Origin of the sequence: Granulosicoccus antarcticus IMCC3135, from assembly GCF_002215215.1 — a bacterium.
Classification (GTDB): domain Bacteria; phylum Pseudomonadota; class Gammaproteobacteria; order Granulosicoccales; family Granulosicoccaceae; genus Granulosicoccus; species Granulosicoccus antarcticus.
The window spans coordinates 4,763,936-4,788,663 of the sequence record NZ_CP018632.1 but is presented as its reverse complement, the minus strand read 5'-3'; the positions used below and the strand labels follow the sequence as shown (position 1 = coordinate 4,788,663).

The following is a 24,728-nucleotide window of genomic DNA, read 5'->3' as shown; positions in this document are numbered from 1 at the left end:
CTCGCTGAGCATTACCTTATTTCCCAATCGACCCACTAGGCTGCCTTCCGATTCAATCCAGTAGAATCGAGGCGCAGAGAGTCAGTCTCAACGCCTTCTTTGTGTTTCACGAGCACTAAGTAGTCAAGGATCGGATGTTCAAATCCTCCTTGTCTTGCCCCCGAAGAATGATATGACGGTCAAGACAGCAAAGACTATAAACAAAATTTGCGCGATGCCGGAAACGCTTCCTGCAATACCGCCAAAACCGAGAACGGCAGCTATAATAGCGATGATGAAGAATGTAATAGCCCAACTAAGCATGGTGTAATCCTTTTTTCAGGCAGCATTGTCAGAGAAACCTGATGACTGCGGTAACTTGAAGATACGACGATAGTGCTACTACTGATAACAGTTGAAATAGTGACAAGGCGCACCGTAACTTTTACCTTTCTCTCCATGGTTTGTAGTGCGATAACGATCAACGGCAATGCCAGAGTTCTGGCCAAAAAAGGCTCGCTCGTCGGTGAAGTTGCCATACGTCATGAAATGCCGGAATTTTAATGTGTTTCGGGGATAAGCCATATCATGGGCAAATTCACACCAGAACGTTGCGCGGCTCACCTGCCAGAAAGCAGCCGACATGAGCTATTGTCTGTCGCCAGACCTCTGTCATGGCTTCCTCGCTGGCCCACGCGATATGTGGCGTGAGCAGCACATTGGGACGATCCAGAACTGTCATCAGGGGATTGTCCGCCGAGGGTGGTTCTGTGGTTAATACATCGAATCCAAAACCTGCTATCTGTTGTTTGTCCAAGGCTTCAACCAGGGCAGCCTCGTCCACCAGGCCGCCACGGGAGGTATTGAGGATGAGCGGTTTGCGCTGCATACGAGAAAATTCATCTGTACTCAGACAGTGACGAGTGTTGGCAGTCAAAGGTGCGTGGACACTGATGACATCGGATGTCTCGATGACCTCATCCCAGGGAGTATAAAGTGGCCCCATACCGCTCATGCCTTTATGTGCGGCAAACATTGGAATCATGCCGAATGCGGTCGCAATCCTTGCAACGGACTGGCCGATCGCACCTTCTCCAATAATGCCAAGTCTGGATCCAGACAGGTCTTTTATGGGGTGATTGAAGAAACAGAATTGTCCGGCTTTCTGCCATTCACCGTTCTTCACATCGTCACAATAGGCAGAGATGGATCGGCGCAAGCCTAAAAGCAGGGCGAAGGTGTGCTCAGGCACAGTGTTGATGGCATAACCGCGAACGTTGCAGACTCGGATGTTCTGTTTCTTGCAGGCTTCGATGTCTACAACGTCGTAGCCTGTAGCCGCTACGCTGATCATTTTCAGATCAGGCAATTGTGCGAGTGTTTCTGCTCGTAGAGGAACCTTGTTGGTAATGGCGATTTGTGCACCAGCAAGTCGCTCAACAACCTGATCTTCCCGCGTCTTGTCAAACTCAAGCCATTCATGCGGCGTATCAAGTCGCGTGATGTCGACGGTTGGGCCAAAGGTTGCGCGATCCAGAAAAACAACTCGCATTATCTATCTCTGTTTGTTTGATCGGCTATTGTATACCTGCCTCTGTGGTGAGAGGTGTTGAAGAGAGCATTCCTGTGCTGTAGGCGTAATAGCCTCCGCCTAGAACAAGCAGCAAGGCAATGGGGACTACAACCTTCCAGGCTGACATGCCTTTTCCGGTTTTCCTGCTGGATCGTCCGGACCCTGCATACCCAGTCGGCACTACAAACCGGCATTCAACCGGACCAAAGCGCAACAAATCATCATTGTCAATAAAACGGATATTGACGCGGTTACCGTTGACAAATGTGCCGTTGATAGACATCTGATCAACGACTTTCCATTTTGATCCTTCTCGGATAATGGCGGCATGATTCCCGGATACTCCCGCCTGTGGTATTCGAAGATTTCTATCATCATTTGATCCGATACTCCACTCACTCTGCTTACCAGTCAATGGCAACAGTGTGTTTGCATTTTCGCCAGTTTGAACAACGATTGTCGGTTCGGAAATAGAGGTCAGATCAAGCTGTGCAGCCTCGGCACTCATTGCCACAACGCCGGGTGCCAAGACGGTTAAATCGGAATTTTTGACATCAGCTGAACTCACCCAGGAGCCGGGTCGGTGAGCGGCTTCGTCAGGGGTGGGGGTGGGGGTGGGTTCGGGGGCTGGCTTGGGGGCTGGCTTGGGGGCTGGCTTGGGGGTGGGGGCTGGCTTGGGAGCGGGAGCTGGCTTGGGGGCAGGTTCTGCTGCCTCTTTTGTAGCTGTCACTGCTCGATTGATGAAGACCGTCATATTCGGGTCGAACTCAGGCTCTGCGCTCTGTGCAGGGATAATCACTTCGTACTCGTTGACGTCAAAGACCAGTAAATCACCATTTGACAACTGAGCTTCACCTTCAATCTCTTTACCATTGACGAGAGTGCCGTTGGTTGACCCCAGGTCGGTAACAAACAAATTCTGACCGGCCATCCTGAAACGGGCATGTTTGCGTGACGCCCCCAGTTCTTTATCAAGCACGATATTACAATCCGCATGTCTGCCGATGGTCATATCACCGTCTAATTCATACACTTCGCTATCGAGCAGGCTGCGTAAGTGCGGTTTGCTTTCATCCATATCGCTCATGTAATTATCCTCTGGATGCTCTTTTCTTTACCTGCAGATTACATCTGAAAGTCTAAAAACTGTCGACCAGTTTTTTTGCGAGCAGGGAAAAACTTCGGGGGCTGAAAGTATCGCTATCAGAGATCGACTCGAACAGCTGATCCAATGTGCTCGCGCAGCGATCGAGCTCATCCAGCGTATAACACAAACTCTCAAAGCTATAATAAATTTGTTCAGCTTCTGCGTAATCACTGGCACGGTCGGCTGCCGCATTTTCCAGCAAGGCGCGACGTACTGCCACTATCTCTGTATTCGAAAATTTGCGTGCCCACGTGTCTCTCGCAGCTGCCAGGCTATTCAGCATACTCTGTGCCGCTGTGGCAAAGTCTTGCCTGCTTTGCTGAGCAGCCTTTATTGTATTAATTTTCTCGCCTTGCAATGTCTGTTGGATATCGTCAGCACCCAGTGCTCTGGCGACTGAATCCAGAACCACGATATTGGGCATATGTAGTCTTAATGTGCCCGGCAGAACTCCATCTGTTCGTCGCTTGCTCCAACGCACGTTCTTTAGTGAATGGTGGCAGCTTTGGCAGTCATAAAATGCAAAATCCGGGAACATGCCAATCCCATCGTGCAGACGTTGGACTCCAACATTCAGTGATTGTTTGGCGCTTTCAAACTGGCCGGTTAGCCAGAGGTTGAAACTGGGAATGGAGCCTTTGCGCTTCACATAGTCATCATCAACGATATAGTGAGCAGGCTGGTTGGCAGTAAACAAGTCCAGTTCGAAGCTGAGGCGAGGGTGGCCGGCTCCCATGATAGTGTGTGTCGCGAATTTGTCTTTGGTACCCAGATGGCAGCTCAGGCAGACCTCAGAGCGGACTTCAGCAGTTTCGGTTGCGATCATTCCGGCAGCCAGGTTCTTGGCGTGAGTTGCGTCTGTATCCGTGTGTGTTTCTATCCATTGCCCGGAACCACCATGGCAAGCTTCGCACCCGACTCCGTCACTGATTTGAAACTTGGGTCCACGTTTGTCGTCCGGTGCGTTGTCAGCGTGGCAATCCAGACAAATGGTGGCATTTTTAGCGTTCTCTAGCCCGAGTTTGGCCGCTATGCGTTGCGACTCCTCGGATAGCAATGTCTGGTATGCAATGGAGTGTCTGTCCCCATCAATCCAGATAGTGTACTCGTTGAGATTCACATTTCGATCTGGGTACGGTGCGCTTTTGCCATGACATTGACTAGTAGCGCAGGTAGCGGGCCCCAAGTGGGTTTCGGCAAATACGTCAACTGCAAATGACTGACTGGAGGACAGGGCCAAGGCAAGACTGCCCACCAGTAAAAGGATCGCGTGTAGGCGACACTTGTGCTTTTTTTCAGTCATGCCATTACTTGACCGGATCGTTGGTCACTACCCAAGGCTGTCCTTGATCATTCAGGTACATCTTGCGCATCTCTTCATTGTTCAGTGGTCGAGAACCGCGACGACCAAAGACCGCAATCTGATTGCCTGACTCATCCACGCCACGATCACGTTCCAGAGGTCGTGACAGGCTTAGCAATCGTTTGCCCGTAGAGTGAGTCGCGATCAGGCGTGGATTTGGTTCTGGGCTGAATCCGTAAAACTTGGGTTGAAGTTCAGGGGAGGTCAGTTGAATGACTTTCAACCCATCAGTGCCATCGGCGACATAGGCAAACAGTGAAGCATTGGTGCTGGCAACGATCACATCCTGGCTATCTTTCAGCCCTTCAGAGAAGCGTTGGTATTCGAGCATCGATTCCGGTTTTTCGACATCAACAATAATGAGGCCTTCAGCTCCTGCAGCAACGTAGGCGTAAGTGCGTGATACAAATAGCTTACGTGCATCCTTGATGCGGACCAGATTGTTTTCCGTGACCCTTGGCTTGAGCGGGTTCGAAACGTCAATGGAGATCAAGCCTTCAGCTGTTGTGACAAACAGGTAGCGGAATTGCAGCATGGTGGCTCGCACATCATCGAGTGGAATGATTGTGACCACCTGAGGATTTAACGGATCGTCTATATCGACAATGACAACACCCTGTTTTGCTGCGATATACAAATAGTGCCCGCCAATGCTCAGGTGCTGTGCGCCCTCCAATACGTTGTCAGGGTTCCACGTTAGTGCGCGTTCAAAGAAATTGTTACGTGGTTCACCATCGACCAATGTGTTGACGTTTACAAGAATCAACCCCTCAGTTGCATCTGAGATGTACGCGTAGTTAAACAAGGGATGGAAAGGTTGTTCCATGTTGGCTTCGCGCATCATTTCACCCTGGTTTTGTTCAGGGGCAATTGGCTGAGTGGTTGGTAGCAAAACGCAAGTAGCATCGCGGGATGACACATGGGTGTCCTGTCCCAGTGCGCTGGCAGGGGCTGTAATGATTCTTTGCGAGAAGCCCTTGTTGGCAATACTCGCAACATCATAGGCGCGCATACCTTCGTCGCCTTCGGCTACATACAAATACTCCCCCCGGAGTTGCACACATTGTGATTTTCCTGAACTGTGCTTATGGCTTGTAGCGAGTACCTGCTTGTTGTCCTGATGCTCTTCGAACCAGTCCGGATAGGCATACTCATGCAAGTAGCTACCAATCACCGCTTGAGGCTCGTCCCACTCGGTAACCTGAATTCCGGCAATTCCACCATCACCGCCTACGTAGGCGTGGTAGCCGACGAAGTTGATGAAGTTTGTGCCTTGCAACAATAGCTGCGCCATGATTGCGTTGTTGTCGCCATTAGCCGATAGATGGCAATCTTCACATTCCTTTGTTTCAGTTTTTCGAGTGGTATGCGGGAAATGTGGGTTAAAGGCTTGTGAGCTGAATCCACTGGATGCGATTGGCGGTTGCTGAACGTAGATCTTTTCCCGGTTCGCATTGGTGGAAGACAATATCAAGGCCGAAGAGGAGCGCACTGGTGCGATCTTGCCACCATCCTTGTTCGGACTCCGGCGACCCAGAGCAAACATCTGGTCCCTTGCTACCTGGGGGTTATAGGTTGCAAAGTTTCGTGATTCGCCACCTTCATAATGATGTCTTGGTGTTTTGCGATTAGCCTCGATTGGCAGGTGACAACCGCCACAGGTTGTCGTCCAGGATGTATGGCAGGAGTAGCACTCCATCTCATCGTTTGAATGCGCCAGATCATCTGCTGATACCGATGGTCCCCATTCCTGAGTCGCTGTATCGCTACTCATGGTTTTGGCGCGTGCGGCCTTGTTGTTGTAACTGACATGATCAGGATTGACTGTGTCCTTGACCAGACTCATCTTCCATTCAAGCTCAGAGTCCAGAGACGATGACTGGTAGAGCTCGTCACCGCGCCATTCAAAACGACGTCGACCATCAGGGGTGCGCAATGTCAGAAGATCCTTACCGCCTTCGAGTGCGGCAGGCCCTGAGGTGTACAGATTGGGGTATTCCTGCGCTGTGCCGTGACAATCCTTGCAGCCAATCTCGACGGCTAAGGCAACTTCGCCGTAGATATGGCCGTTTCCATGGCTGTCTTGCGAGAAGTGACAATCAACACATTGCATTCCCACATCCATATGAATGGAGGCCATATGTACGGCCTTGTCGAATTTATCAGGATCGTCGTCTTCAACAATAGTACCTTCGTCGTCTAGCAGATTACCTTTTCTATCGCGCTTGAATACTGCGCGGAAGTTCCAGCCGTGGCCATGATAATCCGCGAACTGGGTGTCCTGCATTTCATCATTGCGCTCCCAGACGTCTTTCAGAAAATCGACATCTGCCCATTTTCCTCGTGCAGAGGCGGCTTCCGGATTACGATCCAGTACCGCCCATTCTTCTTCAGATGTTGGGTATTGCTGCTCTTCGGGCCACATGCGCGGTGCATCGGACTCGTAGTCCCACATGGTGTAACCCATGAAGGTATTCATGAACATGTTCGGCTGATGCATATGGCAGGTCATGCACTGGCTGGTCGGTATGGCTCGCGAAAATGCATGCTTTAGTGGATGACCATCCTCTTCACGTGGAATCGTGGGATCCGCTGTTTGCGTTTGCCCGCCGTGTCCGAACTGGGCATATGCACCTGAATGTTTAGGGTCTCTATCATTGGCATAAACGACGTGACAAGAGGCGCAGCCGGATTGTCGATAATCACCGGGTTGATCATTGGTGCCTGCAAACCAGGTAAGTGGGTCATTAAGACGAGTCTTGGTGATGTTGATCAAGGGGACTGAGATACGTGCACCAGTACCGGGGCCGCGGTTGGATTGACGAATATCCGGGCGTCCAGGTTCTTCTAATCGTTGTACAAGTCCAAGAGCTCCAGGAATGCCGGTTTCCGGAAACAGATTGCTGATGTTTCGACCACCTCGTTCAAAAACTCGAAAGACATCTCCGGGTTTTACGGTTTCCCAGGCAGGTAAGGGATACAGCTCTGGCAAGATACCGGCCGCCGCCGCCTGCTCTCTGAGCTCTTCGGGAATGATGGGGCCGAGCAGCTTAACGCCAACACCGTTGTCGTCGTAGGCTTCGCCTATATTGTATTGCTTGTTAGGCAGGATGCCGTTGTTGTATGCAGCACCTCCCATGAGCATGACACCGGTTGAGTGCATGCTGCGTTTGGATGCTTCTATGATGTCCTGATGACATGCACCGCAGGCCTCATCTGCTACGCGGTAATCCGATGGGTTGATAAAGCGTACGAATTCACGGCTCTCATTATTCAGCAGAGTATAGGTTCTCTCCGGATTGGCGCTGGAGGGATACTCCCAGGATTTTGGGTAGAGAGGGAGTACATGCGCTTTTTCAGCTGCCAGCAGATACTCAGGTGAACCGGGCTCGGCTCCTGCAGCTTCGGGAATCGTACTATCACCACCATGACAATCGACACAGCCGATTTTAACCGCTGGGTTAGTGTGCATGGAGGGCAGATCGTTGTCGATGTGACAAGTGATGCAGCCAGCATTCTTTTGATCTACGTCTGCGGTGCTTTGCACGCCAGGTGCGGCAGGAGTAAACGAATAGTCGCGAGCAACTGCAGCCTCTTCTCCCGTACTTGCCTGAAGAGGGCTGAGAACCAAAGCCGCCAACAGGAGCATACCCTTACTCAACAACCGACTCATACGTGGCGTATGTCGATTACCTTGCATCGATTTATATAGAAGCATAATGGCAACCTTAGTAAGTCAACGTAGCGTTGAAAAAGAAGTATCCCGCTGTTTCATCAGGATAGAGATCGTCGAATCCTGCACCTGGAATCAGGGTGGCGTAGGAGCCTCGTAGCACAATATTCTGAGAGGTGAAAGGACGATAGGTGAGTGAAACAGAGGCATCCAGACCTATATCCTTGTCGATATCTGGTTGGTTTCGAGCAACTTCCAGGACCTCGGTTTTATCGAAGAACAAGCTATTCAGACTCAAGCTCAGTCGCAGGGCAGGCGTCAGATCCATATCAGCACCTAAGCCGAAAAGTATCAGACCCGGGTTCGTGAAGTTGCTCTGGCCTTCTTCTTTGGATGAGCGCAACGCGTTCAACAATGAGTTGCGACCCGATATCGCGACCCGACCACCGCCAATGAGTGGCACAGCTTGTCGATTCCAGTAGCTGGTATCTGACCCTGCAAACACGGGGTTCTCGAATACCGCATCGAAGCCGGTTGCTACATCATCATACGGATCACTGTCACCACTTGCGTACATGAATGATATGCGAGGTCTGAACCAGTCAAAGTCCATGGAGATTTCGCTGGCATGGAAGAATGCACTGATATCAACTTCATCGTTGACGAAAACACCGCGGGACTCCTGACCGAAAGCGTAGTAGTTGGATGTGGTCAGATTTAATCGGCCAAAGTGGCCATCTCCGCTATATCCCAGGTACACCACGTCGTAATCGCGTGGAGCTTCAAAGCCCAGTGAGGCGGGGCGTTCGATGAAGTCGTTCTCGTTATAGTGAAACTCATCACCCTCGGTATTGCGGTTGTACAGTATGGATGCTTGTGAATTGAAGCCCTTGACGGGCATATCCTGACGATAGAGGTTGGCAACGAATACATCATCATCTCGCAGACCTCTACCTAAATCGTTCAGACCACTATTAGTGTCCTTTTCAATACGGCGAAACCAGGCCAGATTGTATTGCCACTTGTTGTTGTCACGGATACCGAACAGACGTATACCGAACTGATTATCCTGAAAAAGGAACCCTCTGAAGTCGTTATTGAACGGCTGAATACCAATTCGCAAGCTGTCGAAGTCATAGCGATCGGAAACGTTTCTCAGGTGTTTGTCATAGAACGCAGCCTGAATACCGACTTGGCTATCGGTTCGATCATCTCCGTCGCGTGGATCGGCATTGATACCCTGAATTTCTTCGAGTACGGCGTAGTTGTAGTTGAATGCAGCGGTTAAACGAAATTCATGATCCGGTGGTCGAAAGACGGTATCACCTTTGTAGTAGACAAGTTCGACGGCAACGTTTTGCACCGCCAGTGTCTGCTCCTGATCGCCAAATACATCTATCTCACCCGTGTTCTGTGTCGATGAGCTACCTACAGGGGTCGGTATATCACGCAGTTCCAGAATCGTGTCGGCAATGACTGCTACGTTGTAGAACCATTCATCGCCGATTGGCTTGTCACCTTTGAGTGGATTGCGATTGTATGGGTCCAGCAAGGACTCTGTATAACCAAGATCGTCAACGATGCGCCAACGATCTGGAGTCGGAACTGATGCACCATAGTCGGACAGTGAAGGTCTGGGTATCGGCGAAGCAGGATTTCTCAGGCGTTGCGCTCTCTGCTTGGGTTGTCCGGGATTTTCTGCAGGTTCCAGAGCGCCTCGACGTCCTGGCAATCGGTACAACTGCACCGACGGTGCGGCGGGCTGTTCTACACTTTGATCGATTGCTGGGGGGGCATCGGAAGTGGGGGCTGCCAGTGTGTCCGGATCGTTTGTTGGAGCAGGGGTGGTGGAGGGTGTAATAGGAGAAGGTTCAGAGCTCGGGCATTCGATGGCTGTATACCCAGGCCGACGGCGCGTGACGATGCGACCACGATCATCGATATAGCAAGTTGCGGCGGATGCAACGCTGGGTAGCAGTGACAGCGTGGGTATGCCCAGATAAAGCGTACTGAACGCTGTAGCTGACAGCACGGAGCTGACGAATGCCTGTACGCAGCTGGATGTGTTCATTTTTTTATCACCTTGAACGAGGCTAATTGATCGCTTAGAGGCCAGCACAGACGTTATCCTCCATTGAATCGATGAACGGTGACTGTGGGCATTGAACAAAGCGCAGCCTCACATCTTTTGGTGTTAATTGATCAGCTCGCATCGACATGGGCGCGTTGCCAAATCCACCGACTTCCAGACCGGCATTGTTTACTCCAAGAAAGGAGATCATGTCGTCCTGGTCTACGCCGTCTCCCGAAACGCCGATAGCACCGATCAAGGTATCGTCGCGATAGATGGGAACACTACCGGGAAAGATCTGTAGTCCGTTGGCCAGGCGCGAATCTGACACTTCGCTAACTTGTGGTCGACCGAGGATATTCAGGCCTTTGCCGGCACAACCACCAGCAAAGGGAGGCCGTGGCGCACCGGCACTCAGATCCTCAGGTTCGGTGCTAACGCCATCAGGAGAGTTGGCTGCAGCAAACACTACACCTGTGAGTAGCGCGTTATAAGCCAGATCGAGTTGCAAGCCGGTTGAGAAGACACTCCATTCACCGGGTGGTTTGCTGAATGGACCGGGATCGGTGCCGTTGATCCCGTCCGGGAAAAACGGTCGGGATAAATTGCCACCAGCACGATCTGAAAAAGCAAAAGCGCCGTCAGCCAACGCTGTGGGGCCGATGAACGACTGGGCTGCAGTGACATAGTCGGTAATGTTCGACTCCACCAGTAGTGGTGTACCGAGAGTCGGTCCTGGCTGAATATAGGTGACTAATGGAAAACCACTTGTCGCATCAGCTCCATCGGGGTTATTCAATGAAGGTGCCTGGAAATAATCGGCCGCATCAGGGCTGGAAAAAAATGCCGACGTGCGCGCTTTCTGTAATGACACATCAGCTCCGAATATCGGAGCGTCGCGTCCTCTGATCATGCCTAATACTTCCCCACGAGTATCGACGACAGAAATAGTCACTCGTGCCGGTGTACCAAGTGGTCTTCTGATTTGTGCTCGAGCGCGGTTAGCAACATCCAGTGCGTTTGACAATATGGATGCGACATCCGCTGATGAGAGTCGCTGTTCAGCCGTTAGCGTCGGATCCGTACTGTCCACCGGAGGAAAACGCGGCTGATTGTTTTCATCCACGAAAATGAATGCATCTAATTCATTATCGAAATTCTCTCCGGTAGAGACGCCATCCGATGCACGAATTCCCGAGTCTGGCTGACCAAATACAGTGCCTTCTTTCAGATCTCCATTGGTAAATCCTCGTACTGCAATGAGAGCGCCCACATCTGCATCGTTTGTCGAAAGAGCAGGTGCTTGTATCGGGTTTGTCATGAGATTGTTAAAATCTGCATCAGCGTATCGAAATACCTTACCTTCGACGGTTATGCGATCACGACGATCCAGCGGCGCTCCAAAGCCAAATGTTCCGGCAATAGCAATGGTTTCGTCAATATCGGCATCTATATCAGCAACAAACTTGTCAATGCCATAAATGCTGTCAGCCATCACGCCAATGCCGCCAACCACCGCACCATTTTTATACAGCGGCAATCCACCTGGGTCTGCTGCAAGACCCAGCGGTGATGGTCTTGGCCCCACTGCAAAGGTACCCGCAGCGATTTGATCATCTTGTTGAAAAGGTGTGAAATCCGAACATCCAAACTGGCTGAATTGCACACCGAACAGAGGACCACCCGGTTGAAAGTCCTCACCCGGATTGAAATGTTCCTGCACGATCTGGTTTGCAGTGCGACTGGTGAATGCATTGCCTTCCGAGGACAAGTAAGCACCCGTAATCGCCTTTGAAATTGCGGCAAGGTGGTCCAGGTTGAACGGCGCGAATGTTCCAGCACCTGAGTCATCGGGCAAAGGTAGTTTTATGCCTTCAAGGCCACCCGTGACGGCAAAGGTCTGATCTGCAACTGCATCGATAATGCCGTCTGTATCAGTAAAGTCTGTCGACAGTACGACAAATCGCTCTTCACGCTCTCCCATGCGATAGACGCCGAGAACATTGCCAACTCTATCGACAACACCAATCGTTGCGTTCACGTTGCGTGCAAGTGCTTCTTGAACGCTTTGTGCAATGACTTGCTCAACATCGGCAATAGTTAGAAATTCCCCGGATTCGAAACAACTGCCATCGCAGCCTACGGTCGAGTCAGCTCCACTCGGATCGCCGGAGGGGGTCCCTTCCGAGCAACTGCTAACCACTATCGTTAGTAACATGGCTGTCATGGTTAGTGACAGTTTACGCAACGTAGCCATAAGCATTACCCCTCCGTATATATTCATAATGCGGGATGATATGCATGACAGTCAATACAGCCTAAAGGCGCATTAAGTACGCGCTCTGGGCCATTATGACAAGTCGTGCAATTGTCAATAGCGGGAATTAATATATCTGCGCTAGTTGAAGACGTTGGAGCCGCGTGGCAGTAAACGCATGAATCATCTCCAGTGAATGATTCCACTCCACCTGGCTCTACTAATACACCGTGAGCCTGATGATCGAAGCGCGCGTTGGCCAGATAATCCTTATTCAACTTTACAACGGCAACTTGATAGCGATCCAGTACTTCACCGCCTACATCATCGATAGTGTGACAAGTAACGCAACCGGTTTTAGTGAACTGTTGTTCTATCTTGCGTGCTGCCAGTTCTCGCGCACATTCGTAAGCGCTGCCGCTACATTTTTCAGCATCGTCGTTGGATCTATCTACTCGTCGACGACGATCAACGATGGTAGTCGAGTTGATTTTGTCCGGATTACCGAATTTTCGTAAATAGAAGCCTTCGATCGCGGCTACCGTCACATCGGGTTGACCGTGTGGTAGTCGATTGCGTGGATCAAGTTCCAACTCGTGGCACCCCGAATTAGCACAGTTTAGTTCAAATTCAATATCCTCAAAATGCTCACCATCAACACTCAGATCGTGGCAAGTGGCACAGCTAAGAGCGTCTCCCTGGTCAAGCGTGACTTTACTGGAGTCATAATGAATCTCATGATTGAACTTGAGTTGAGAATTCTCTTCTGCCCCTGTTGGCGAAACACGCTCAACAAGCCATTCATCTGTTGAATCGTAGGAGCCTCCCTCTGGAGGTGCCAACAAACTGAGCTGAAACGCTGCGTGCGTGCCTTCACCGAAACCTTCTACGCGCTCTAGAGGTGTTGAATCAGTTTGCAAATCATGTGGTGCATGACAATCAACGCACAAATTGTTGCTGGTAATAACCAAACTGGACACCGGTTCGTTGTGTTCACGGTGACAGCTGGCACAAGTACCATTCATCTCAATAGGCAGGTGCTGGTTCTCCGTAACAGCAACGATATGATCTTGCGTATCCTCATGGCAGGTCTGACACGAATCATTGGTCACTTTCTGAAACAGCTCTACATGGCAGCTATTGCAGCTTTCGTCGAGTGAGGAATGCACCTTGTGCAAGGGTCCACTGGACCATAATGTGTCGGTGATAGGCCACGACATATTCGTCGCCTGCGTGATGGTCTCCGACTTGGACATGAAGTGATAGGCGAGGGGGATGAGCATCGTCACAACCAGTATTGTCAAGCTCAAAGCCCAGCCGAAGAATCTGGGAGCTAGTCTTGTTTGTGATAGATCCGTCTTGTAGGACTGCTCGTAGGAGGCAGGTTCATTGGCACTGCTCCTGCTCACTACAATGGCGACGTCGAAGCCTGTTGGTGCTACTGACACCTCGATTCTATTCCCACCGAATTCAACGACATCATCGGCAGAGAGATCAAACTTCTTACCCTCAGTACCATTAACCGATACGAGAGCACCACGGCGGCAGCTTATCCGGGCACCTTTACCACTGACTGTCAGGTCTGCGTGCTGCGGCAATACATCTGCCCCTACCAATTGCAAGTCCTGGTCGGGCGCACTACCGATATGCAGTACTTTTATATCAAGAGCACGATCTGTAAAAATCGCATCGCTGCTATTGATACTGTTAGTTTGTCGAATCAGTATGTCCATATGATCGATAAACGCCTACCAGTACAAAAAGGTGGAAATGATGTGAGCAACGAGCGATACAAGTAACGCAAACGTTAGCGGTATGTGCAGATACAGCCACACTTTTAACAAGCCTTGAAGTTGAATATCCCGAACGATGCGGCGGATGACTGCCTGGCGTCGACCCATGATTGACATGAGATTGCTTAGCGGTTCAACTTCGGATTTTCTTTGTGCATCAGGAATACGAGCGGCTATCATTGTGAGCACTCGCGCCTGATCCTTGTTCTCGACAATCTTAGGTTTGCCGTTAACGGGTACGCTCATGTTTGAGTTGTCAGAGCGCAATAATTGGGCAGCGACTCCGCCTCCGATACTCGTTCGTTCAATGGCGCTAGTTGCACCAACGGTGATATCGCTGCTGCAAAGTTCTGCCGCTGAACGTCCCTCCGCATCGAGCTTATGTAGCTCTTCAAACAGGGCCTCTCGTGATCGTCCACCGCGATTGAGTAGTAATTTGTCAGGTAGGGATACGTAGTAGTAAATACCAAAAAAGCCGCTGACAACCACCGTGCACATCAACACGTAGGCTAATGAGTGAATATTCCAGCCTAGCTGGCCAGCACTGTGCAGTGTGCCTATGATAATTACTGATGTGCCAAGGTACACGTGAGCCGATGTCCAGCCTGCAACCGATCCAGTGCGAGAGCGGTAGCGCCGTTTTCGTACACCAAGCAGTGATAACCACAAAATCAATAATGCACCCAATGTGCCGGTCGTATAGCCTTGCCAAGTACCACCATTGGCTGGTTGATCACTGCCAGATTGGCTTATATAGATGCCGATACTGATCGCAATCAGAATAATCGTAACCCAGAGGTAGCGTGCCGAACGATATCCAAGAATACTCGTATGAATCATCGTTGTTTTTCCTCAACGAGTTCCACGAATTGAGCAGGGCCAATTCGCATGGCAGCGCCAGTGGGGCAGGCGTTAACGCAAGCAGGTCCAGCGGGTAGATCAACACAGGCATCGCACTTCACGGCCTTTTTTACTGCGCTTGGACTTCCACCTTTCTGACTGTTTTTCGATTCGCCTGGTCCGGTGCCCAGACCCAGTAGCATCCATGATATTAGCCCTGGTTTTTTGGCTGGTGGCTTGACCATGCGGATAACATCATAAGGGCAGTTGATCTGGCAATTGCCACAACCGATGCATGAATCATTGATGAATACTTCCCCCGACTCAGCGCGACGAATCGCGTTGGGAGGACAGTCTTTCATGCAATGTGGCTGTTCGCAGTGCCGGCATGAGGTGGGAATATGGATGTTGGCAAATGTCGGACCTTCGCGACGATCGAGTCGAGTTATGCCGTTATGAGTCTCGGCACAGGCTTTTTCGCAATTATCACATCCAACACAAAGGGATTCATCAATGATCAGAGTGTTTGTTGCTTCACCCAAGCCATTTTTCATCAGAAAGTTCATGGAGGCAGCGGCTTCAGGGCGCACTTCCATGCGCGTATCGACAGCTATTTGTTCGGTGACATAGCCTTGCAGAGTAGCGATCGGAGCATCACTACGCTGCATTAGAGTGTTGAATGTTTGTCGGTCAATGCGTATGGCTTCGGATACGACGGTAGCCACGGCGCTCTGTCGGCGAATGGGATCTCCCATCAGAGAAATTTGTCCAACCATCTTGCCGGCGCGGACTTGTGAGATAAAAATCTCTTCTCCATTGACGTTCTTGGACAGGGTGATGCCACCTGATTTAATCAGATACAAACACTCTTCCTCACTGCCTTGTTCGTACAAGAATTCGCCGGCTTGCATACGACGAATTTCCAAATTAGCCGAGAGAGCTCGTAACTCGCTGGTGGGGGCGCGAGGTGCGAAATGACGCTGTAGCTCTCGTACAACAAATAGCCATTCAATACCCGCTGCGACTTCTTCATTTGAACTGATGAGCTTCAACATGATACGGCGCGGTGTTTCGATCAGAATGCACCCAACACCAGCAGATGCTCGTTCCAGTCGTGGATGGCCGGACAGCAGGCTCATCTCGCCAAAAAACTCGCCGCGCTTCAATGTGGATTTGACGGATTCTCCAGTCTCCAGCCACTTCTCTATTTGTACTTCACCAGCAACGATGGTGTAAAAAGAGGTACCGAACTGGCCTGGCTCATAGAGGGTGTCGCCTTCTTTCAACAACTCGGTAATCCGCAGTTCTGTTTTTGATCCGCCCAGTGTCTTTGCAATCTCAGCCAAACGGGTTTCTGCCTCTTTCTGCTCCAATCCAGGCGGGTAGCTTGCAATCATTGAGCTTTCAATCAGTAGTTCTCGAAATTGCAGTGAATTGAGTTGACTTAGCATGGGAATAATCTGCTGCAGTCGGTGTACTTGTTCGTTGACATCAAGTCGAAATGGCAGACCGGCAAATCGGTATTCGAGAAGAGGGTGATCAGCTGGATCTATTTCATTGCCGTTGATGAATTCGACCACATCGTAACCCTGATTCATCGCTTGCTTGATCAGCGGGTATCCGGCGAGTGCTCCGACGATGTAGATGCCCGGTACGTTGGATTGATAATGATTGTCCAGCTCAGGCATAGTCTCCGGTTTCTTGTTGGGAAACTCGATGCCCATGGATTCCACAAAGGCGCGTTGCGGAATCGCTCCAAGACGCGCAATGATTCGATGGGCGTCAACTTTTATCTCGCCCTCTGAGGTGTTCAGTGTGACATGCAATAGTTTTGGATCGTCACTGTCTGGCTCAACAAGCTTGACGCTGGAGGAATAAAAACATTCCAGAGCGACTTTTTCATCACTGATTGCAGCGAGAATTCCATTCAGATTGCCTTCTTTTGCTCGACTGAATTCGTCTTTTCTATTGAGTATGCTTACTTTGTTGTTAGCAGTCAGTGCAACAGCGTTTTCGATCGCTGCATCGCCCGCACCGACAACGATGATATGTTCGCCGTGATATTCATCAGGGTCGTCAAGCTGATATTGCACCAGCGGATGTTCTGATCCGGGTGATCCGAGCTTTCTCGGATTCCCTTGAACGCCAATGGCCAGGACAATATTTTCGGCGCTCAGTGACGTGCCGTTGCCGATTTGAATGGTGAAATTGCCTTGTTCACCAGTAACCTTGCTAACCTCTGAGCTATAAAGACAATTGACTTTGTTATCAGTCAGGTTTTGCGACCAGTGATCTAGAATGTTCTCCCGCGTTCCCTGTTCAAATTCACAATCGCTACGCAAGTTCAGATAGCCGGGTTCGGCCATCACGTATTTGCCTTTCTGGTACTGCTGAATTGTTTTGGCGTGAAGCGGAAAAGCTTCAAGTAATACATGGGTGGGTTCGTTTCGACCGGCCTCCTGATCTTTTTGCGCGGCCCTGGCCGCCGCGCTCAGGCCTGCTGGTCCGGACCCTATGATGGCAATATGATAATGACTACTCATGTGTTTTGACGCCCCTTTTGCCGGTTATCTGTAGCCCCGGTCTTTAAGGTGCGGGCAGACACACCGTTCACTAATATGTGTCTACCGCACATTGTATTGAACTGCTCCGTTAGTTAGCAACGCCGAGAAATGGCCATTCACTCTGGAAACTACTGTCGTTGTCGGCAAGGTCAGAGACTGGGGTATCCGCAACTACCAATTGTTGCAGGGTGTCGTCGATGACATCTCGCTCCAATGTTCGGCCTCCGCATCCACCGACACTGAGTTCCAGTGCAAGATAGTTGTTGCACTCCGGTACCGAGGTATCAATTCGTAGTCGGTCATCAACTAACAAATCGGCAAGTGCGCTAGGACTAGCCAGCGCATTACCCTCGACTGTGTCCAGACTGTCTATGGCTGCGGCGCGCTCGGTAATGGCGACCGTGAATGAACCAGCCCACTGTGCGGGATCTCCTGCAAGGTTATAGGCGTCTTTGTCGTCATCAGTTGCAATCAATGCCGTGTTGACACCGGGGCGACCCATGCGATCCAGGATGACCGGTAAGGCACCTGTTTCATCAACACTGCCACCGGTTCCGTTGCCGGGTGTATTGTCATTATCGTCGTCGCTACTGCAGGCAACTACCGTTGTCATCAATGTTGCAGCGATAATCAGTTTGAATATGGATTTGTTGATCATTTTCTGTATCCTCGCTATTCGATGTGAGTTACGTTCACGAATGTCAGCAGACTACATTGGTGCCGTTGCTGCCCACAATCTGAGCTCCGGGCTTGCCTGATTGTTGGTAACCAGGTCTCTATCCACTCCGATAACGATGGCAAGAACGTTCTGATCGGCAAAGGCATTGAATTGACCGGTAGCATTAACAAAAGGGCTATCCGGATTAGCTCCTTCCTCAAACATGGGGCTTGGAGGATCGGCATTGAATGTTGCATTCAAGCCACCGCTATTGAAAAAGAACGGATCGTCAGTAATACCAGTGAATACTCTCAAGCCTTCGGTTGCAGTGGTAGTTCCAACATCACCCGACACCGATAAGCTATCCAGTCCACAGAAGACAACCTGTGGTGTCGCGTCCGTGAACATACAAGAGATGCGTAAATGATCTCCTGCCGTTGTACCACTGTAGTTCTGCATGAGGATGTTGTAGCTAATATCGCTTGCAAAGGTAGGGGTTGGTTCGCTATCGGGAAGTACTCCTGATGCGTCTGGTGCGACTAACAACATCAGTACCAACTCATCGCTATCGCTTGGGTTCATGAAGGCATAGACATCAGTGATGTCGGCTTGGCGCGCAGCCAGGCTGCCTCGCTGGTTCGGGCTGTCTGCATGGTCAGCCGAATACGCGGCACCGGATGCAAGCAATGTTGAACATGCTGCGGTGATGCAATATTTTTTGACGATGCAGACTTTCGATCGAATCTTGGTCATTACCATTTCCTCCTGTGTGGAAATTACGTCTGTTCCTGTAATGCTGTTCGGTGTGATATCGCAATATGACTTTAAAAAATGGGATTAATAAAGCAACCGATAAAAGCTAAGGCGACATAACTCTTTCCTGTTCATAAATATTTAGCTGCAGCAATTTGCATTAGCTATAAAGTCGACTAGTTCCATTTCTACCTGATACGAACTGAGACTGATGGTTGTAGGCATTTTTCAATAGAGGTAACACACTGTACACGCCTGTGATCCAGCTTTACAGTGCAGATGACTAGCCTTAAGTCTTGTTGATTTAGTATCCAATTAGGAATAAATCTATTCGCCTCTAAACAGGTATTTTGCAACTCTGGTTGACTCTGTATTTATCGAGAGTGTTTGTATCAATCGCCAGTTGCAATTCTGTTCCAGATCATGTCGATACCGCTTACGGAGCTGAATAGATGCAAACACGTGCCACGGATATCGAGCATTTTATGGACGGGTTAATCAGCAGGAACCCTGGTGAAGTCGAATTTCATCAGGCAGTGCACGAAGTGGCATCCGACATTATCCCGTGGATGCAAGACCACAGGATATACGCACAAGAACAGGTCCTGGAACGTTTATGTGAACCCGACCGCATCATTTCCTTTCGTGTTTGCTGGCATGACGATAACAACAATATACGGGTCAATCGCGGATATCGAATTCAGAATAACAATGCTATCGGTCCTTACAAAGGTGGCCTGAGGTTTCATACTTCGGTTAATCAGTCCATCCTCAAATTTCTGGCTTTTGAACAGACATTCAAAAATTCGCTAACGGGTTTGCCAATGGGGGGTGGTAAAGGTGGGGCGGACTTTAATCCTCGTGGAAAATCTGATCATGAAATCATGCGATTTTGTCAATCGTTCATGACTGAACTCTATCGCCATGTTGGCGAGGATATCGATGTACCAGCTGGAGATATTGGTGTTGGAGGCAAGGAGATCGGGTATATGTTCGGTCAATACAAGCGCATCACGAATCAATTTACAGGTGTTCTAACAGGGAAAGGCCTGGATTATGGTGGTAGTGCGATGCGCACCGAAGCAACGGGATATGGCTGTGTCTACTTCCTGATCGATATGCTGAAGGCTGCAAACGATTCACTTGAAGGAAAAACGGTCCTTGTATCTGGATCAGGTAATGTGGCCACTTATGCTGCCGAACAGGCTTTGCTGAATGGTGCAAAAATTCTGACGATGTCAGATTCCGACGGATTCGTGTATGACAAGAACGGCTTTACACAGGAAAAGATTGATTGGGTGAAGGATCTGAAAATACGCAGACGCGGTCGTATCAGCGAATATGCTGAAGAATTCGGTGCGGAATTCCATCAAGGTAGCCGTCCGTGGGGAGTGAGCTGTGATGTTGCACTGCCCTGTGCCACACAGAATGAAATCGAAGGTCACGATGCAAAGACGTTAATAGCCAATGGGTGTATGGCGGTTTCAGAAGGAGCCAATATGCCTACGCTTGCTGAAGGCGTGAAGGCTTTTCTGGATGCCAAGGTCTTGTTTGCACCGGCTAAAGCTGCAAATGCAGGTGGCGTCGCAATGTCTGGTCTGGAAATGAGTCAGAACGCAGGTAAGCGTTCTTGGGGCGGAGCTGAGCTTAGTGTGATGCTGCGAGAAATCATGTTGAGCATTCATGATCGCTGCTACGAAGCTGGCAATGAAGGTGGCTATTGCAACTATGCCAAAGGTGCAAACATTGCTGGATTCAAGAAAGTAGGAGATGCAGTTTTGGCGTTTGGAGTGGTCTAGAAGCGTAATCAATTCGGAGAATCATTCTGAAAAAATATCGAAAATTGAAATCAGTTACCATTCTACTGCTCGCAGGGCCGTTCTTGAGCCTGAGCGATGCTGTTGCTAGCTGCCCTACAATAGATTTTTCGGAAAATTCAAATCTGGATCCACTGTCACCGTTCAATTCAGATCTGGATACGATCGATCTGGCCAGCGCTGCGGGGCTACGAACACTCGAGTTTGGAACAAATTTTCAACGGCGATCAGCCAATCTCAGTGGGCAGAATCCGTTAATTGTCGCGTCGAACCAGGAGTCTGATATATCGGGTAGTGCTGCGGGCGACGAGGATGGCATCTCCAGCAGAATCGGACTTTTGGTCAGTGCGTTTGGTGCTACGGGAGATGAGCAATCAATAAACCCGGGGGCAGGCATTGATTGGGATACTACAGCGACAGCGTTGTCTATTGACTATGCTCTTTCTTCAACGTCGTTTGTTGGTGTAATGTTGGGTGCCAGCAAGGTGTCGGGCTGTTCAGCACCAAAGGACAATTTCACCACAACCGGATCGGTAAACGTTGTAAGCAATGATGTAGAAGGGTCATTTGATGTTTTCTCCTTCTATGGTATCCATGAAAATGATACTTATTACATCGATGGTATCGTCAGTATAGGGTCTGGAGAATTTGATTTCAGGCGCGCTCAGACTGTTAATGGATTGCGCGATGAGGATAGTTTCATTCTTCTGGATCGTGTCAATGAAGTGATCGTTGCCGAAACTAATAGTGATTTGGTTCGTGCCAGCTTTGCGACTGGTCTCAAGCGACAATACAGGCAATTCGAGTATTCTCCATACACACGCTTGTCTTATGCTCAAGTCAGTATAGATGGCTATCGTGAACAACTGGATCTCGCTAATTCACCGGGGCATCCAGCGCCCGGCTCGGGTGGCGGATTCGCTTTACGTTTGACAGATCAGGAAGTTGAATCCTTGACTACAGGTGTCGGATTTGGATCGACCTATGTCATTAGCACGGCAGTGGCCGTTGTCTCTTTGAAGGGAGACTTTGAGTGGATACACGAATTCAAGGATACCAGTAGCAGCCTAAGGGGCTCGCTTGCTGGATTCAGTCAGGGAACTGTATCCAATGCTGCGGTAGCGCAACGATTTCCCGAACGTCAACTCGACTCTGATTACTTCTATTTGGGAGGAGGCGCAACTGCGGTATTGCGTAGCGGGTTACAGCTGTTTGCCAATTTACAGTCTTTACTCGGTTATGAAAATGTTTCTGAAACTTATCTTGGCGCAGGTATACGGTATGAGTTCTAGGTTTCCGGATCTTCCTCGCCTGCTAAACCGTGCCTGGCGTATTGTCGTTCTTTTCCCATTTCTTATGGCGTCGTGCAGTAGTGGAGGCGGAAGTAGTGATACCGGTTCATCCGATCTCGCAAACAGTCCCATTGTGGGCAGCTGGATTACGCCTTGTGATTCATCAAGTGGTTCCTTATCTCTGACTACTGCCATCGAATTTCTCACGAACGGTAAGTTTACCAAGACGGTATCGGGCTATTTTGATTTAACGTGTTCTATAGCTGCGTTCGACACCAAAACTACTGGTACCGTAGAGGAGAGTTTTTCTTATGTTCTACCTGACAGGGGAACCGTCAGTAATATAAATTTCGTCACTAAAACCTATTCGATAATACCGCGCTCTGACGATTCAGTGCTTTTCTTCAATACTCAGGCAACTTGTGAAATAAGTGATTGGGAAGTCGGTGTCGACTATGATATTAGCAGCTGTTCCAACAGGCCTGGAGATGATGTTTCCCGACGCCCCACACCCTATGCGGACTATTCGATATACCTGGTCGAGAGAGGGCAGTTGTTTTATGGAAATGAAATTAGTTTTACTGCCGAAAACAGGCCCACTACTTTATCTACTCGTCCAGCTTACATCAGGTCATCAGGCGTTGTTGGTGATGAATTTCCGCTGGAACTGAAAGGATTATGGATTTTTCCTGAATCAGATCAATATGTGGAACTTTCTGGCCAAGGGTTGATCAGGTTTTACGGAAGAACCGAGCAAGGTTGTTTTGGCTTCAATTTTCTTACGTTGTTTTCGGACGGCGGTGGTCAGTATCATGATCCATTCAGAATATTCACCTATATCATTGGCGAGTCGGAAGGTAATCTGTTACTGAGTTTTGGAACTAATCCAGAAGTATTCACTTATATGCCTTCTACTATATCGGTCGAGCAACTTGATTTGTGTGCATGAGTCTGTTTAGAGACTTGCTTGTGTAAGATCGCTTTACGGCACGTAATCAATCAGCTTTCATCAACGAGTTCGAAAACATAGCTCGCCCAATAACTTTGCCATAATGCGAATTTTGTTTCATTATTGATCTGTTGCCTCCGTTCAATGGGTAGGATAAGCACAACCTTTATTAGCCACACCCCATATTTATCAATTTTAACGCTAGCTTTACCGTTCATATCTGTACGAATTTTCTGCACATTATCTGGATCAGCTTTGGAGACCGCTTGCAACTGTAAGCCATCGATTGGCTTGTCTTTATAGAGTAACTGGAATTGCAGTTTATCGTCTTTTTCGAGCTGATATGGGTCACTTTGTGGAATGAGTTCAAGTGTGTAACCGAGTTTTTTTCGATACACATCTTGATCTGCAGGGCCAGTTTGAATCAGTGCTTTGGCGCAACGTACGAAATTTTCCGGAGCTGGCGAATCGCTTTCTCCCCGACGTTCACGTTCTACGCGAATATATTCAATTCCTTCCTCTTCAAGATATTGGTTAAATTTATCAGCTTTCAATTCTACAAACTGGGGGACACTCTGGTAACCCAGCAACTGGGCACCGGCTGTCGCCGTTATTGTTGCGGCTGGGTCATCGCCTTGTCTGGATCGGATGTGCGAACGACTGTTTTTATCGGTAAGGCTGAAATCGGTGAAGAAGGAGTTGACGTAGGGCAGGGTTTGTCCGTTGAAACCCACTCCAAAGCGCAGGGATATTGCCACGGCTTGATTTTCATTTGGCGTGAACGAATCTGGTTCTATCCAAAAGTCATGGGCTTGAGCGTGAACTGTGCTTAACGCCCAGATGCAGCCAGCGATAGTGTTGCGCAAATACATGTTCATCGACGAATGGCTTGTCCTTCTTTAAAAAATTATGAGAACCTTTATACGTTATCTAATATCAAACATCAGCCGAAAATGATCTTGAAAGATTTACTGGCTAGAGTGATAATTATTCAATTGACAAGTGTGAAAAATATAACACACGCAGTCGCAATAATATTGGAAATTGATATTATGCGCGAGGCATTATAGAAGTATTTGTGACACGGGACATTTTCGTTCAACGAAACTGTAAGCGAGCATTAAAGGTTAATAATTAAATGAAATTAGCGCTAAAACTGGATGCAGCCGGAGTAACAGATGTTGGGCAGGCGCGAAAACACAATGAGGATTCGCTGACCGTTGATTCAGAAGCAAATCTCTATGCAATCGCAGATGGCATGGGAGGGCATATGTCGGGTGAGGTTGCAAGCCAGTCAACGCTTGATGAGCTTATGTCTCGTATCAAGATTCATGCTGAAAATATACGTGAACCTGTCAGGCAAGAAGACTACTACAACATTGTTCTGGATGCCGTCAATGCATGTAATGAATTGATATTGGCCAAGAATCGCAATAACGGTTCTAACCTCGGTCAGGGGATGGGTACCACCCTGGTTGGTGCATATTTCTTGCAAAACAAGAAGCAGGTCGTCATTTTTAACGTCGGAGATAGCAGGCTATACCGACTTAGAGGAGGTGATTTACAGCAACTAACTCGTGATCATACAATGTATCAAGAGTGGTACGATGCTGGGCAGAAAGGCACGGCACCCTCAAAAAATATATTGATCAAGGCAATCGGGTTATTGGAAAACATATTCCCTGATATTACGCTGGAGAATGTTTCCGAAGGAGATGTTTTCCTGTTATGTTCCGATGGTCTGAGTAATTTGATTGATGCGAAGCTTCTGCAGAAAGTTCTTGTGCAAAAAATACGACATTCACCTGATATGGCCTGCAATGAGTTGATCTCCATTGCAAACGCAAACGGAGGTAATGACAATATATCCGTTGTTATAGTTAAGGTGGATGGCACCTCGGCTACTTTCAATAAAACAGAAGATCTGGATAAGACGGTGCAACGCAGAAGCGTGTAGTAGAACTCTGGTTGCGGTATATCGAATAGTGTTCAACAATTG

The 24,728-nt window shown here is 49.2% G+C and carries 17 protein-coding genes; 4 read left to right on the top strand and 13 right to left on the bottom strand.

The window, feature by feature from the left end; translation table 11 throughout:
- Positions 1-138 precede the first annotated feature (138 nt).
- The 12 genes from IMCC3135_RS20785 to IMCC3135_RS20730 form a co-directional block, all read right to left on the bottom strand.
- Positions 139-303, bottom strand: a complete 165-nt coding sequence (locus IMCC3135_RS20785; protein ID WP_088919344.1) for a DUF1328 domain-containing protein — start codon at positions 301-303, stop codon at positions 139-141.
- Positions 304-577: 274 nt separating this feature from the next.
- Complete coding sequence (locus IMCC3135_RS20780; RefSeq protein WP_088919343.1) at positions 578-1,531, bottom strand: D-2-hydroxyacid dehydrogenase; 954 nt, start codon at positions 1,529-1,531, stop codon at positions 578-580.
- A 25-nt stretch (positions 1,532-1,556) separates the two neighbouring features.
- Complete coding sequence (locus tag IMCC3135_RS20775) at positions 1,557-2,639, bottom strand: FHA domain-containing protein (RefSeq protein WP_088919342.1); 1,083 nt, start codon at positions 2,637-2,639, stop codon at positions 1,557-1,559.
- Between the two features lie 52 nt (positions 2,640-2,691).
- Complete coding sequence (locus IMCC3135_RS20770) at positions 2,692-4,002, bottom strand: multiheme c-type cytochrome (RefSeq protein ID WP_088919341.1); 1,311 nt, start codon at positions 4,000-4,002, stop codon at positions 2,692-2,694.
- A 4-nt stretch (positions 4,003-4,006) separates the two neighbouring features.
- Positions 4,007-7,780: a multiheme c-type cytochrome gene (locus tag IMCC3135_RS20765; protein ID WP_205737644.1), complete on the bottom strand. Its 3,774-nt coding sequence runs from the start codon at positions 7,778-7,780 to the stop codon at positions 4,007-4,009.
- Between the two features lie 10 nt (positions 7,781-7,790).
- Positions 7,791-9,806, bottom strand: coding sequence for a hypothetical protein (locus IMCC3135_RS20760; protein WP_088919339.1), 2,016 nt, complete (start codon positions 9,804-9,806; stop codon positions 7,791-7,793).
- A gap of 34 nt (positions 9,807-9,840) precedes the next feature.
- Positions 9,841-12,063 (bottom strand): heme-binding protein, encoded by a 2,223-nt coding sequence (locus IMCC3135_RS20755; RefSeq protein WP_088919338.1) that lies wholly within the window; start codon positions 12,061-12,063, stop codon positions 9,841-9,843.
- A 23-nt stretch (positions 12,064-12,086) separates the two neighbouring features.
- Positions 12,087-13,796, bottom strand: a complete 1,710-nt coding sequence (locus IMCC3135_RS20750) for a cytochrome c3 family protein (RefSeq protein ID WP_088919337.1) — start codon at positions 13,794-13,796, stop codon at positions 12,087-12,089.
- A 15-nt stretch (positions 13,797-13,811) separates the two neighbouring features.
- A complete protein-coding gene (locus IMCC3135_RS20745; RefSeq protein WP_088919336.1) occupies positions 13,812-14,696 on the bottom strand; it encodes a hypothetical protein in 885 nt (294 codons plus the stop codon).
- The gene (locus IMCC3135_RS20740; protein WP_088919335.1) at positions 14,693-17,239 is read right to left on the bottom strand and encodes a cyclic nucleotide-binding domain-containing protein; all 2,547 of its coding nucleotides are present in this window, start codon (positions 17,237-17,239) and stop codon (positions 14,693-14,695) included. The genes IMCC3135_RS20745 and IMCC3135_RS20740 overlap by 4 nt, the downstream gene beginning before the upstream one ends.
- A 109-nt stretch (positions 17,240-17,348) precedes the next feature.
- Positions 17,349-17,918: a DUF4331 family protein gene (locus tag IMCC3135_RS20735; RefSeq protein WP_088919334.1), complete on the bottom strand. Its 570-nt coding sequence runs from the start codon at positions 17,916-17,918 to the stop codon at positions 17,349-17,351.
- A gap of 51 nt (positions 17,919-17,969) precedes the next feature.
- The gene (locus IMCC3135_RS20730; RefSeq protein WP_169727501.1) at positions 17,970-18,671 is read right to left on the bottom strand and encodes a DUF4331 family protein; all 702 of its coding nucleotides are present in this window, start codon (positions 18,669-18,671) and stop codon (positions 17,970-17,972) included.
- A gap of 452 nt (positions 18,672-19,123) precedes the next feature.
- On the opposite strand from IMCC3135_RS20730, the gene gdhA reads away from it, so the two are divergent.
- The 3 genes from gdhA to IMCC3135_RS20715 all read left to right on the top strand — a co-directional run bounded on the left by gdhA (position 19,124) and on the right by IMCC3135_RS20715 (position 22,729).
- Complete coding sequence (gdhA, locus tag IMCC3135_RS20725; RefSeq protein WP_088919332.1) at positions 19,124-20,470, top strand: NADP-specific glutamate dehydrogenase; 1,347 nt, start codon at positions 19,124-19,126, stop codon at positions 20,468-20,470.
- Between the two features lie 83 nt (positions 20,471-20,553).
- Positions 20,554-21,780 carry an autotransporter outer membrane beta-barrel domain-containing protein gene (locus IMCC3135_RS20720; RefSeq protein WP_157736153.1) on the top strand — a complete coding sequence of 409 codons (1,227 nt, stop codon included), beginning with the start codon at positions 20,554-20,556 and terminating at the stop codon, positions 21,778-21,780.
- The gene (locus IMCC3135_RS20715; RefSeq protein ID WP_157736152.1) at positions 21,734-22,729 is read left to right on the top strand and encodes a hypothetical protein; all 996 of its coding nucleotides are present in this window, start codon (positions 21,734-21,736) and stop codon (positions 22,727-22,729) included. The genes IMCC3135_RS20720 and IMCC3135_RS20715 overlap by 47 nt, the downstream gene beginning before the upstream one ends.
- A 50-nt stretch (positions 22,730-22,779) precedes the next feature.
- Here IMCC3135_RS20715 and IMCC3135_RS20710 read toward each other — a convergent pair whose 3' ends face one another.
- A complete protein-coding gene (locus IMCC3135_RS20710) occupies positions 22,780-23,607 on the bottom strand; it encodes a DUF4198 domain-containing protein (protein WP_088919329.1) in 828 nt (275 codons plus the stop codon).
- A gap of 260 nt (positions 23,608-23,867) precedes the next feature.
- Here IMCC3135_RS20710 and IMCC3135_RS20705 point away from each other — a divergent pair, with 260 nt between their 5' ends.
- Positions 23,868-24,686, top strand: coding sequence for a PP2C family protein-serine/threonine phosphatase (locus IMCC3135_RS20705; RefSeq protein ID WP_088919328.1), 819 nt, complete (start codon positions 23,868-23,870; stop codon positions 24,684-24,686).
- Positions 24,687-24,728: the final 42 nt, after the last annotated feature.